This is a genomic window from Nocardia sp. NRRL S-836, assembly GCF_001279525.1.
Lineage (GTDB): Bacteria > Actinomycetota > Actinomycetes > Mycobacteriales > Pseudonocardiaceae > Lentzea.
In genome coordinates this window covers 98591-110434 of sequence record NZ_LGDY01000092.1, presented here as the reverse complement: position 1 = coordinate 110434, position 11844 = coordinate 98591, and the positions used below count along the sequence as shown (strand labels likewise).

The window sequence follows — 11844 nt, the reverse complement described above, 5'->3', positions numbered from 1 at the left end:
CGTCCCGCCCCGGACCTGCGGCACCGCACGGTCGCGCGCGAGGGACAACGTCGGCGGGTGCCCTACGCCGAGCTGCACGTGCACTCGGGTGTAGCCCCACCTCACTAGGCGGCGGTGTGCCTCGGTAGTCGTCACCCTATCGAGGGCGGTCACCTGGTGGAGGTCCTCGGTCGACGGGGGAATGTTCACCGTCAATCGGATCGCTTTGCCGGCCTCGGAGCTGTCGTCCGTGAGGCTCACAAGATTTCCCTTCTGACGACAGCAGCGGCCTGCGCCGATCCGGCAGCCGCTTGCGGTCCTGTTCAGGGCTTCTTCTTGGACCCGCTGACGCCGCCGCGAGCGCGAAGGCGTACACCGGACTCGGTGAGTATGCGGTGCACGAAGCCGTAGGACCGGTCGGTGGATTCGGCCAGGCCGCGGATGCTGGCGCCCTTCTCGTACTTCTTCTTCAGGTCGGCGGCGATCTTGTCGCGGGTGGCGCCGGTGATGCGGGCGCCCTTCTTGAGGTCGGCCATCGGGCAACCTTTCGGTGAGGGTGGGATACGTGGTGGTGGTGTTATGTGGGAGAGGCGGCCACGCGGTGCGCGGGCGGGCGCGGGCCCGCTCGGCGCGTGGTCAGCCGCACCGGGTTGAGCTGAGCTGGCGGTGCTCGACGGAGATCCGCGTCAGCAGGTCCTCCAGCTCCTGCCCGTGCACGGCCAGCCGGTCGAGCCGGCTGAACAGCTCCAGGTACTCGCGCACGTCCGGCGGGTCGGTGATGGTGGCGTTGCCGGTCAGCACGCTGACCGTGACGACGCGCTCGTCGTAGACCTCAAAGCCGTGCGGCACCACCAGGTTCGCCTCGGCCGTCCAGGGCACCACGCCGAGCCGGACGTTCCGGCGACGCCCGAGCAGGCGTAGGTGGTCGAGCTGCTCGCACATCAGCTCCGTCGGTCCCATCCGCCACCGCAGCGCGTTTTCGGTGAGCAGGAAGATGAACTGCTTGGTGGGGTCGTTCATCCGGTCGCGGCGGGCCTTGAGGGTGGTGGCGGCGGAGTCGTAGTCGTGCGCGGGGGCGTCACCGAGCGCCGCGCGCAGATAGTCATCGGTTTGCACCAGTGTGGGCACGCGCGTGATCTGCAGGGTGCGGATTGTGCTCGCTTTGGCCTCGATGCGGCTCACGGTGTTCTGGTGGCGGTGCAGGCCGCGGTGCAGCACCACCCGCCGAGTTTCGGCCTCGGCGTGCAGCTGACGGGCCAGCCCGACCAGCTCGGTCTGCGTCAGCTTGGTTGCGCCCAGCGCCGACACCAGGCGCTCGACGTCGGTCACGGATGGCAGGAGCATCCCGTGTTCGATCTTGGACAGCTTCGACTGGCTCATCCCGGTGGCGCGTGCCGCGGCCGTCCCGGTCATCTTGGCCTCGGTGCGCAGCCGGCGGAGCTCGTGCGAGAGCCGGTCCCGGGCCAGCCGCGACTGCTCAGGCGTGGTCATGGTGACGCTCCGGCGCACCGGTCGCGGCCAGGCGGGGGATCGAGGTGGGTGCTGTCGCGGGTCTCATGCTGTTGATGCTGGTCACGGGATGTCTCCGACGGTCTCGGACGAGGTCGTGGTGGGGGCGGTGCGCGGGATGGTCAGCGGCTGTGCGCGTGGGGGTCGCCACAGGACCGGTGGGACGGGCCGGGTGCTGAGGGCCAGGCACACCGCGGGCGCGGGGACCTCGGCGGGCACGTCGCCCCACCGGTCGCCGGGCTGCCAGGACTGCGCGCGTTCCACCGCACCCAGCACCGTCCAGCCCGCCTGCTCGACGGTCCGCTCCAGTTCGTGTTCGGGGTCGGGTCCGGGGCGGACGGCGTCGCCGAGCGGGCCGGAGAGCACCAGCAGGGAGCCCTGCGGGACGACACCCCTCCAGGCGCCCAGCACCGCGGCGAGATCGGTGGCGGGGTCGGCGAGCAGTTCGGTCAGGCCCACGGCCAGCAGCGCCACCGGTGTGCTCCGCCGGCCCCGCCAGTCGATCAGCAGCTGGGTCCAGGCCGCTACCGGGGTGAGGGGGTCGGCGGCCACCGCGTGGTGCCGCGCGGCCAGGCCCTCTGCTCGGGCGATGGCGAACGCGAGGGCGTCGGGGCAGACGTAGCTGATCCTGGCCCACGGCGAGGTGCGCAGCATCGCGTCGGGTGCGCCGATGACATCGGCGCCGGTGGCGAGGTCGACGAAGTCGATGACGCCGCGGTCGAGCGCGTCCTCCATCGCGCGGCGAAGGAAATTGCGCAGCGCCAGCACCGCCTGGGTCGCCTGGGGGTTGACCGCGAGCCACCGCCGGGCGGCGGCACGATCGCCCGGCGCGTGGAGGTGGCCGTCGAGCAGGTAGTCGACCGCGCGCCCGGGAAACGCGGCACCGTCGGCGATCGTGGCGAGGCGGGTGTACCAGGTGCCGCTGTAGTGCTCTGGGTACCACTGGTCCTCGGCCGCGGCGACGTCCGGCGCGGCACGGTCCGCGCAGGCGGCACCGGCGTTCACCGCGCTCCCGCCCCGCCGACCCGCAGGGCCGAGATCACGCGGGCCAGGACCGGCATCCGGCGCGACCATGCGGTGGCGTGCCGGCGGCGTGCGGCGTCGGCTTGCAGGACCCGCGACGCCTCGGTCAACCCGGCCGCGGTGATGCGGAAGTAGTAACGGGGCGGCGCGGCCGGATCGGGCCCGGCAACAGCCCGGCCGGTGATCCATCCCTTGCGGCGGAGGCGGATCAGGATGGGGTACGTCGTGCCGGGTAGCAGGCCGCCGGTGCCGACACCGCCGGTGGCCTCGGCGATCTCCAACCCGTACAGCCCCCGGTCCGGGTGCTCGGCCAGCGCTGACAGCACGCGGCGGGAGTTGGTGCGCATCTGGCTTTCCTCGCTTCAATCGGTGATGTGGGCAGGTGGGAGAAGGGCGGGTTGCTCGACGTCGTGGCCTCGGCGGGAGTCGAACGCGCACTGCGGCGGTTCCGGTGCGCCTGTCTCCCCCGCGGGGCTACGGGGGCGCGGACCTCACGGGAGCGGCTACGGCGCCGCACAGGAGGAGGTTGTGGCGTGCGGCGGCGTGGAGCCGGTCACCTTGTCGCGCGGGCGCTCGGTGTGGTGGAACAGCCGTGCGGGATCGACGGCCAGCGCGGCCACGTCCATCACCGAGGCCGCGGCCACCACGACGGCGAGGGCGCCCAGGACGTGCCATCCGCGCAGAAGCAGCTCGACGCCCGCGGCCATCGCGGTCAACCACAGCGCCAGCCGTGACCACCACGCCCACCTGCCGCCGAGCCCGCGCAGGTGCACCACGGCCAGCACCCCCGCGAGCGCCGCCATCGACCGGGTCAGCGGCCACGGCGCATCGGCGACGAGCCGGGCGGGCAGCGCCGCCGCCACCTCGACGGTCCAGCACAGAACCGCCACGGCGATGACACCGAGCAGACACGACGTCCCGCGCGCCACGCCCGCCAGCACGCGGCGGCGTGCCACCGCGCGGTCCGGGCGGCGGCCGGTGCGCGCGGCACCCGGCCGCATCGGGCCGGGACGGTCGGGCCCTGCGGTGGTCATCGAGATCTCCTCGTGCGCGCGAAGGGGGTGACGGATCAGTGCAGGCGTTGCTGCAGTTGCCCGGCGAGGTCGTCCCGGCCAGCGACCCGGTAGAGGTCGACCGCGGCCCGGTGCTCGACCGCGGCCCGGTGCTCGACCTCGGCCTGGTCGCCTTCGTGCAGCAGCGCGAGGGCGTCGCCCAGGTGGTGCTTGATCGCGGCCTGGTAGTAGGCGCCGGTGGCCGGGTCGACCAGTTCCTCGGCGGTGCGCAGTGCCTCGACCGCGTCGCCGGGCCTGCCCGCGGCGGTGAGCGCGCAGCCGCGCAGCAGGTGCGCGCGCAGCGTCTCCCGCCGCCGCCGGTGCGGGTCGCGGGTCAGCGCCGCGAGCGCGTGGTCGGCGGCGCGCAGCGCCTCCGTCCCGTCGCCGATGCGGGGGTGGAGCTGGGTCTCGGCGATCGCCATCCAGCGCAGCCCGAGCGCGGTGTACGGGACGGTCCGGGTGCCGTCGGGGGCGGTGACCAGCCGCTGCTTGTCGATGTTGAGCGCGGTGTGGAGATCGGCCAACGCCTTCTCGACGTGGCCCAGGGCGCGATGGCTGCGAGCACGGGTGCCCAGCGCGGTGGCCCGGGACCAGTCGTCGTCGTGCCGCTCGGCCACCTCCATCGCCCGCACCAGGACGCCGAGGGCGTCCTCGGGCCGGTTCAACGCGTTGAGCGACCACGCCACACGGGAGTGGGCGGCGCTGGCGGCGAGGTGGTCGAGCCGTCCCGCGGCCTCGGCCGCCAGGCGCTGCACGGCGAGCTGGTCCTCGTAGCGCCCCGCGATCCGCAGCCAGGGCCAGCAGGCGACCCCGAACTGCGCCGCGCACGTCGTCATGCCCAGCTCCCACGCGTGCCGTTGCGCGGCCAGCACCATGTCACCTTCGAGGGCGAACCACCTCATCGCCGCGGTCTCGTCGTCGAACTGCGGCAGTGGTGCGAGCTCGTCGCCGAACGGCCGGTGTTTGCCGGGGCCAGGGCCTCGGCCGCGCCGGTGGCGTGCAGCAGCAGGTGCCAGAGCACCCGGTCCACTGCCTCCCGCTCAGGTTCATCGCGCGGGCGCCGGGCGTCCGGGAGCACCTGCTGGTCCTGCCGGGCCCGGCGGTACCGGGGTGCCGGTGCCCCCGGCAACGCCGGGTCGTCGTCCGCGCCGGCGGCGGCCGGGACGAGCAGCCCGGCCGCGACCTGGGCGGCCAGTGCCTCTTCGGCCGCGGCGGGCGCGTCGGGGTCGCCGAGCAGCGCCGCGGTCACCCCCACGCTCAGCTCGCCACCCGGGATCAGGTCGTGCTGGCCGGCCAGCCGCTGTGCGGCCGTGGTTGGGGATTCGGTCACGAGGTCCTCATTCGATCGGAGCAGTAAACGGGATTCGCGGTACGCGCGTTCCGGAGCCGGTGCCGTCGCGAAATCCACCGGCGAGCCGGCTGCGAGCGGAATTCCGCATTAGCGCGAATTTCTCAGGTCGCGTCGCCGGACACCGGCGCACGGTGACGCGGACAACCGGAACGCGTCTGCCGCCGGGTGGCCCGCGCGCCCCGCCGGAGTGCATGAGGCTCCCCGGTCCGGCGGGCGATCCGGACACCGTGTGAGCTGCCGCGTCGGACGTGGCGCGGCAGGCCGGCGGCGTTGAAGATCATGACCGGACACGGTGGCGCAACCGGAGGACCGAGACCATTCACGCCGACATGCACTTCCGAATAAAGCGCGAAAATGTTTCGGATACAGGCATGATCCAGGCGCGGAATCCGTTGACGAAAACCGCCATACACCCGGAATGGTGAACGAACTCACACGTGCGGGGATCGCTCGCTACGCTTCCGGCGACATCGTCAACCGCATGACGCGCTAATGAGGTCCGGGGGCCGTGCAGGGGCAGCCGCAGTGCCATCGGTGCGACGCCCGGCTGCGCGCCCACCACATCGGCACCTTGTGCGACCCCTGCGCCCGGACGATCCGGACGGTGGGGCAGATCCGTGGACTGCCCGACTCGCGCTTCTACCACCGCCCTGAGCTGCGCGCGCACCTGGCCGAGCGCGACTTCGGCGCGGTGTTCCGCGCCATACGGGACTTCGACCACCCGCATGGGGGGCTGACTCAGGACGACCTCGCGGAGATCCTGGAGATGTCCCAGCCGAAGGTGTCGGCGATCGAGAGCGGTCACAGGCCGCTAAAGCGCGCCGATGACCTCGTCCGGGTCGTGAATACGCTGGGTATCGCGCCCTACCTGGTCGGGATCGGCACAGAGCCCTCGCCCGCGGGCGAGGAGGATGCGGAGGTGGGGTCGATGGACCGCCGGAGCTTTCTGGCCGCGGCGCCCGCGATCGTGGCCGGTCTGTCCCTCGGCGACGCCCCGGGCACGCCGCCCGCCGCCGTCGCTGCCGCCGCCGCGGGAGATGTCGGTCCCGACGACGTCCTGGCTGTGCAGCGGGCGACCCGCTACTACCGCTCGCAGGCCTACCGCTTCGGGGGCGCGAGGTCCCGCGCCGCCGCCACCGTCCAGGTCCGGCAGTCCCTCGCCCAGGCGCACGAGGCCACCGGCCCGCACGCGCACGCGCTGCGCCTGGCCGTCGCCGACCTGGCCGGCACCACCGCCTGGATGCACTACGACGTCGAGCAGCACGGCCCCGCCCGCGCTCTGTGGCGGGACGCGCTGCAGTGCGCCGAGGGCGTGGAGGACCCGCGCAGCGCCGACCTGGTGGTCACCGTGCTGCTCGACGGCGCCCACCAGGCGCTGCACCTGGACAAGCCGAAGGACGCGCTGTACCTGGTCCAGCTCGCCGCGGCCCAGGCCACGACGCACCGGTACCCGGTCAGCCCCGGCACCCGTGCCTACATCGACATGATCATGGCGTGGTGCCACGCCAGCCTCGGCCACCGCGACGCGATGCTCCGCGCCCTGGACAAGGGGGTGCAGACCTACACCGACCTCGACCCCGCCGCCGCTCCCCCGTGGGCCTCGCACCTGGGGCCCGCCGAGATCCACGCCCAGCACGGCCACGCTCTGCACCTGCTCGCCACCAGCACCGCCGCGGACACGACCGCCGCCGCCACCGCGGCCGAGGCCGCCGAGCACCTCGCGGCCGCCGTCGACACATACGGCACCGACTACAGCCGCTCCGCCGCCGTCAACCTCCCCGGCCTGAGCGCCAACCGGTTCCGCGTCGGCGACATCGAGGGCGCCGTCGACGCCGGCCTGAGCGCGGTCGACGCGATCGCCGAACTGCGCATCCCCCGCGCCCACAAGCGGCTGCGCCAGCTGCACACCCAGGCGGCAGCCCACGCCGACCGCGCCGACGTCGCCGAACTGCGGCACCGGATCGACCGCGTGCTGAAGACCTCGGCAGCGTGACACCGCAGTAGCCCGATCCCGGACGGCAGGGTGGCCGTGGCTGGATCGCGGCGTGCTAGCGAGGTGAGTGATGCGCGGTTTTGCAGGCCCGGCACCGGCCGCCGCGCTTGTAGCCGACAGCGGAGCCGCAACGGTCGAACTTCTTCGCGCGGCAGACCTTGGCCAGCATCTCATCGACGGCGTCGCGGAACGGCGCGTCCCACCGCATCCGGCCGTAGATCTGGCCGGCGGTGACACCGATCTGCTCGGCCGCCGCCACGATGTCGGCTGTCGCTTCCAGCATCCGCAGGAACGCCTCCCGGTCTCCCTCGTCGAGCAGGACCTCGGCGAGTTCGCGCCGCCACGTCCGGCTCTGTGCGGTGTGCGCCAAGCGCGCTGCCTGGTCTCGCGCTCCAGCTCGATACCGGGAGACGTCCGCGTACGTGGCGGGCTTGGGCGTGGGCATGGGCGAGTCCTCATTCGCTCAGGCGTGGGCGGCGCCGGACCCAAGGTGATCGAGGGTGCAACACGAGCTCGGTCACGGTCCGGAAGAGCCCCGCGTGGGCGGGGAGAACGACCTCAGGAGGCTACAGCAATCCGAGACCGGCCTGGGAGCGCGGGGACGAGCCGCTGGTGGTGCTGACGCCGGAGTTCCGGGGGTGGGGTCCGGGCACGCAGGTACGAGGACCAGGGCACATGCGGCGGCTGGGCATCCCGGTGCGCGACACGCTGCTGGACGGCCGACGAGGCGTTCGCCGCGCAGGGAACGGTACGACGAGCTGTCCCCCGTTCCAGTCCACGCGGTGAGGTGGTCCCGCCGGCGCTGATCTTCACCGCGCGGTGATCACCACCGGGGGGTCAGGTCACGCAGCCCGTCCAGGAACGCTTTCACCTGGTGTTGCTGCCGGCGGGTGGGGTGCGGTGCGGGCTGGTCGGCGAGCTGGGCGAGTTCCTGTTCGCGGGCGTGGTGCTCCTCGACGTACCGCGGATACCTGCGCAGGTGCCGGTGGGCGTTGAGGACCCGGACCCGGCCGTAGCGGGCCTGCCCGTCCCCCATGCCCTCGTAGCTGCGCAGGCTCGGTGTCGGCTCCAGCGGTTCGAGGCTGAACGCCGTCAGTTCGAGGTGCTTGCCGCACTGCGGGAGTTCGACGCCCGCTGACCGGTGCGACGTACCGTGCCTCGCATGACCCGGCTGGACGACGAGCACGCGGAGCGCAGAGCGCAGGCCTGGCGTGCGCATGCGAGCTGGGCGCCGGCGCTGCAACGGGTCGCGCAGTGGCGGCTCGCTCCGGCCGCCAGGCTCGATGACCTCGGGCAACCACCGGAGTGGACACCGGGACAGGACTGGGCGCTCGGGCAACTCCGCGCGCACCTGCACGCCGGTGACCTGCGGCAGGTCCGCATCCCGCTGGCGGCCGCGCCCGGCCCGGACCACGCGGCGAACGCCGTGGCGCTGCGCGCGGAGCTGTCCGGGCAGGCCAACGTGTTCGGCAACGTCGACCAGGGCGTGCACGTCCGGTTCTACAGCGGCGTGCAGTCCTGCCCGCAGAGCATGCCGGTCGAGATCGGCGCGCTGTCGGCCGCGAGCACGCTGGCCATCCTCAACGGGGCGAACGGCATCGCCCGCTGGCCCGCCGGCCGCGCCCACCTCGTGGTGTTCGTGGCCTGGCCGTGCGGGTACCGGCTGCGCGAACGGTTCCCGTGAGACCTCATGAGCATGGCGTGATCCATCGCAACCCTGATCAGCACCCACGCGCTGGCGAACGCACGTAACGCCTGGCCCGGCGGTGCGATACTCGCAACAAGGTCCGGCTCGCACCCCCAGGCGCGCCGGGCCTTGTTCCATCCCTGGCCAGGCGCGCACGTCCGCCTCACCCTAGGAGTGCCGTGGTCCTGGGTGGCCGCCGGGAAGGACCGCATCGGGCGGCAACCCGTGTGTGAGCAGTGGCAACAACTTCGGGTCTTTGCTCATCAGCACGGCGGCCGTGCCGTTGCGCTGCTGCACTCGCCTGCAGAAGCGCGGTGACAGCGGTACTCCGAGGTACGCGTCGGCCTGTGGCCCGTACACGACCTTCTCGCCCGCGCCGCACCACGCGGCAGGCCTCACCTGACCGCCCACCAAGACGTAGCCCTCGATGTACACGCCGTTCGCCGTCCTGGCCGCCTCGCTCGCGGCGACGCTGAAGGTGATCTGCGGGACGAGCCGGGAGTGGCAGTCGGCCTCCCACCACCGGCCCAGGTCGAGAATGAGGCCCTCGACACTCGCGTGCTCCCAACCCGAGTCGTCGACGAGGGTCCGGAACGGAGCCTCGGCCTCGGCAAGGGCCGCCGCGAGTTGCTCGTGCACCAGCACATGGTGCGGCACAACCAGAGGAATGGCACTCCAGCGAAGACTGATCACGCGCAGGGCACCGGCGGGCCGCCGGTGTCCTGCGCACCCACAAGCAGGGAGACCGACCTACATGCAGCTCCAGCTCGACCAGGACAACCCATTCGCCTACCCGGACGCCTGGCTCTCGGGATGGCCGCCGTTCGACCGCATCACCGACCAGCACCTCAGCGCGGCCGTCACGGCCGGGATCGAGATCCGTGCCGCGGCGCTGGCCGCTGTGCGGGACGCTCCGCATCCGCCGGTGTTCGACGACGTCGTGGAGATCGAGCGGGCACACGACCTGCTGTGGCCGATCCGGCAGGCCTGGTCGGTGCTGCTCAAGACCGCGGGCAGCGCCGAGCGGGACGAGCTCAACAAGACGATCTCGGCGCTGCTGGCCGACGCGGACGCCGCCGCGTGGCTCGACGCCGACCTGGCCGCTCGTGTCGGCGATCTGCACGGCCGCCGGGCCGAACTCGGCCTGGACGCCCAGGACCTGGCGCTGCTCGACCGGGTGCATGACGACTTCCAGCTGGCCGGAGCGCACCTGCCCGCCGACGCGCGGGAGACGCTGCGGGAGCTGCGCGGGCGGGAAGCCCGGCTGCAGGCCGAGATCGAACGCCGCCTGGGCAGCGGGCTCGCGGCCGCCGCCGTGCACGTCACCGACCGCGCCGGGCTCGCGGGCCTGGACGACGCTGAGATCGCCGACGCCGCCACGGCCGCCCACAGCCGGGGGCTGGCCGGATGGTTGATCACCCAGCCGGGCACGTCCGTGCCCGACGTCCTGGACCGCCTGCACGACGAGGGCCTGCGTCGCCGGGTCTACGACGCCGCGGTGAGCCGCTGCTCGACCGGCGACGACCACGACACCCGCCAGCACATGGTCGACCTGCTGCGGGTCCGGGCACACCACGCCCGGCTGCTGGGCCGCGCGACCCACGCCGAGCTCGTGCTCGCGCGGCAGACCGCCGGATCGGTGCAGGCCGTGCACGACCTGCTGCACCCGCTCGCACCGGTGGCCGCCCGCCTGGTCGCCGCCGAAGACGCCGCCCTCCGCGCCGACGGGCCGGTGCAGCCCTGGGACCGGCCGCTGCTGACCGCCCGCCTCACCAGCACCACCGCCGCCGGGGACGGGCTGGGCGACCCGCGCGAGTACCTCTCGTTGGGCACGGTGCTCACCGGCGTCACCGACCTGATCGCCGGCCGCTTCGACATCCACTTCCACGAACGGCGCGACCTGCGGCCGCACGTGCCGAACGCCTGGGTGTGGCAGGCCACCGACAGCACCGGGCGGCACCTCGGTCTGGTTCTGGTCGACCTGCACCGCCGCACCGGCAAACGCGGCGGCGCGTGGACCACGGAGCTGGTCGCCCAGTCCGGCCGCACCGGTCGCAGGCCCGTGGTCGCCCTGTGCCTCAACCTTCCCGGCACCGGTAGCAGCGTGGGCCCGGCCGACGAGGTGCTGCTGTCGCCGGAGCAGGCCGCGACGCTGTGGCACGAGATGGGCCACGTCACCCACGCCATGCTCTCCGACGTGCGCCACCCCGGAGACGCCGGGCACGCCAGCCTGCCCCGTGACGTCGTCGAGGTGTTCTCCGTGATCTTCGAGCACTGGGCTTTGGACCCCGCCGTACTGCCCGGCTACGCCCGCCACTACGCCACCGGCGACCCCATCCCCGCCGCCCTCGTCGCACGCCTCGCCCAGACCCGGCCCGGCGCCGGCGTCCGGCTGCTGGAGGACGTCGCCGCCTCCCTGGTCGACCTGGCCTTGCACGACCTTGCGCCCGACGACATCCCCGCCGCCGACGCCCTGGCGGCCTTCGCCGACCGTGTCCTGGCCGATGCGGGTCTGGGTGGCACGACCGTGCCGCTGCGCTACCCGCTCCCGGCCTGGCGCCACATCACGGTCGGCGGCTACAGCGCGCGGTACGTCGCCTACCTGCGCGGCGACATACTCGCAGCGCAGATCGCCCAACAGGATGAATGCGTTCCCTGGATGAAGGAAACCATGGCGCTGGGCGCGCTCGCGGCCGACCGGTTCCCCATCCCGGACCCGGTCCCGTTCCTGGCAAGCCTCGGGGTCACCGACTAGGTAGCCTTCCGCAGCGCAGGCCCGGTCCCACGCGGCCGGGTCTAGTTGGCGGAATCGGCGGTAGCCGGACCGAGCATGTCCAGTTCGGTGGTGAACTCGCGGCCGTCTGTGGTCTTGACGTCTACATCGTCCGGTGTTCGGTGGCGATCAAGGTTCCTGGAGTGCCAGCCGCCAGGTCGAGTTCGGGTTCGTCGTAGGTGAACACGACCGGGTCTCCAACGCGCATGCGCTCGTTCTCCTCGCCCAGGCATTCCGGCAGACACTGCGCGGCCGAAACTCGCAGGCACGACTACGGGCCCCGCAGGCTTCGCGTGTTGTCGCAGTTCGCGCAGGACGCAGCGGGCGAATTCGGCTGGTCGCATCCGGTTCGGGTTGGCGGAGCCACCGGAACCGCCAACCCGACGCGACCAACCATACGCACAACTTTACAAACCTACAAATACTCTTGACGGGGTTTGGAAAGTTCGGTTGACTGGGGTCGAACAATCACCGACT

Annotated in this window: 13 protein-coding genes; 3 read left to right on the top strand and 10 right to left on the bottom strand. The window is 72.7% G+C overall.

What is annotated here, in order from left to right:
- Window positions 1–302 precede the first annotated feature (302 nt).
- The 7 genes from ADL03_RS15230 to ADL03_RS15200 all read right to left on the bottom strand — a co-directional run bounded on the left by ADL03_RS15230 (window position 303) and on the right by ADL03_RS15200 (window position 4893).
- Window positions 303–515 (bottom strand): helix-turn-helix domain-containing protein, encoded by a 213-nt coding sequence (locus ADL03_RS15230; RefSeq protein WP_053734104.1) that lies wholly within the window; start codon window positions 513–515, stop codon window positions 303–305.
- 100 nt (window positions 516–615) lie between these two features.
- Window positions 616–1470, bottom strand: a complete 855-nt coding sequence (locus tag ADL03_RS15225) for a helix-turn-helix transcriptional regulator (RefSeq protein WP_053734262.1) — start codon at window positions 1468–1470, stop codon at window positions 616–618.
- A gap of 81 nt (window positions 1471–1551) precedes the next feature.
- Window positions 1552–2493 (bottom strand): SAM-dependent methyltransferase, encoded by a 942-nt coding sequence (locus ADL03_RS15220; protein WP_053734103.1) that lies wholly within the window; start codon window positions 2491–2493, stop codon window positions 1552–1554.
- Complete coding sequence (locus ADL03_RS15215) at window positions 2490–2858, bottom strand: PadR family transcriptional regulator (protein WP_053734102.1); 369 nt, start codon at window positions 2856–2858, stop codon at window positions 2490–2492. The genes ADL03_RS15220 and ADL03_RS15215 overlap by 4 nt, the downstream gene beginning before the upstream one ends.
- 156 nt (window positions 2859–3014) lie before the next feature.
- The gene (locus tag ADL03_RS15210; RefSeq protein ID WP_157528681.1) at window positions 3015–3545 is read right to left on the bottom strand and encodes a hypothetical protein; all 531 of its coding nucleotides are present in this window, start codon (window positions 3543–3545) and stop codon (window positions 3015–3017) included.
- Window positions 3546–3580: 35 nt separating this feature from the next.
- Complete coding sequence (locus ADL03_RS15205; RefSeq protein ID WP_053734100.1) at window positions 3581–4465, bottom strand: hypothetical protein; 885 nt, start codon at window positions 4463–4465, stop codon at window positions 3581–3583.
- Window positions 4462–4893, bottom strand: coding sequence for a hypothetical protein (locus tag ADL03_RS15200; protein ID WP_053734099.1), 432 nt, complete (start codon window positions 4891–4893; stop codon window positions 4462–4464). Before ADL03_RS15200 ends, ADL03_RS15205 begins: the two co-directional genes overlap by 4 nt.
- 625 nt (window positions 4894–5518) lie before the next feature.
- Here ADL03_RS15200 and ADL03_RS15195 point away from each other — a divergent pair.
- Window positions 5519–6907: a helix-turn-helix domain-containing protein gene (locus ADL03_RS15195; RefSeq protein ID WP_157528679.1), complete on the top strand. Its 1389-nt coding sequence runs from the start codon at window positions 5519–5521 to the stop codon at window positions 6905–6907.
- A gap of 55 nt (window positions 6908–6962) precedes the next feature.
- Here the strand turns inward: ADL03_RS15195 and ADL03_RS15190 are convergent, their stop codons facing one another.
- On the bottom strand, window positions 6963–7352 hold the full coding sequence (locus ADL03_RS15190) for a hypothetical protein (RefSeq protein WP_157528677.1): 390 nt from the start codon (window positions 7350–7352) through the stop codon (window positions 6963–6965).
- Window positions 7353–7730: 378 nt separating this feature from the next.
- Window positions 7731–8093, bottom strand: coding sequence for a hypothetical protein (locus tag ADL03_RS46980; RefSeq protein WP_157528675.1), 363 nt, complete (start codon window positions 8091–8093; stop codon window positions 7731–7733).
- Between ADL03_RS46980 and ADL03_RS15180 the strand changes: the two genes are divergently transcribed.
- On the top strand, window positions 8070–8591 hold the full coding sequence (locus ADL03_RS15180) for a hypothetical protein (RefSeq protein WP_053734095.1): 522 nt from the start codon (window positions 8070–8072) through the stop codon (window positions 8589–8591). The two genes, ADL03_RS46980 and ADL03_RS15180, sit on opposite strands and share 24 nt — an antisense overlap.
- Before the next feature lie 171 nt (window positions 8592–8762).
- On the opposite strand, the gene ADL03_RS15175 is transcribed toward ADL03_RS15180, so the two are convergent.
- Window positions 8763–9233, bottom strand: a complete 471-nt coding sequence (locus ADL03_RS15175; RefSeq protein WP_157528674.1) for a hypothetical protein — start codon at window positions 9231–9233, stop codon at window positions 8763–8765.
- A gap of 115 nt (window positions 9234–9348) precedes the next feature.
- Here ADL03_RS15175 and ADL03_RS15170 point away from each other — a divergent pair, with 115 nt between their 5' ends.
- Window positions 9349–11349 (top strand): M3 family metallopeptidase, encoded by a 2001-nt coding sequence (locus tag ADL03_RS15170; RefSeq protein ID WP_053734093.1) that lies wholly within the window; start codon window positions 9349–9351, stop codon window positions 11347–11349.
- Window positions 11350–11844 lie beyond the last annotated feature (495 nt).

Bases quoted from the DNA above. Each gene is read 5' to 3' on its own strand.
- ADL03_RS15230 (WP_053734104.1), bottom strand. From the start codon at position 515: ATGGCCGACCTCAAGAAGGGCGCCCGCATCACCGGCGCCACCCGCGAC.
- ADL03_RS15225 (WP_053734262.1), bottom strand. From the start codon at position 1,470: ATGACCACGCCTGAGCAGTCGCGGCTGGCCCGGGACCGGCTCTCGCAC.
- ADL03_RS15215 (WP_053734102.1), bottom strand. From the start codon at position 2,858: ATGCGCACCAACTCCCGCCGCGTGCTGTCAGCGCTGGCCGAGCACCCG.
- ADL03_RS15210 (WP_157528681.1), bottom strand. From the start codon at position 3,545: ATGACCACCGCAGGGCCCGACCGTCCCGGCCCGATGCGGCCGGGTGCC.
- ADL03_RS15205 (WP_053734100.1), bottom strand. From the start codon at position 4,465: ATGAGGTGGTTCGCCCTCGAAGGTGACATGGTGCTGGCCGCGCAACGG.
- ADL03_RS15190 (WP_157528677.1), bottom strand. From the start codon at position 7,352: ATGCCCACGCCCAAGCCCGCCACGTACGCGGACGTCTCCCGGTATCGA.
- ADL03_RS15180 (WP_053734095.1), top strand. From the start codon at position 8,070: ATGACCCGGCTGGACGACGAGCACGCGGAGCGCAGAGCGCAGGCCTGG.
- ADL03_RS15170 (WP_053734093.1), top strand. From the start codon at position 9,349: ATGCAGCTCCAGCTCGACCAGGACAACCCATTCGCCTACCCGGACGCC.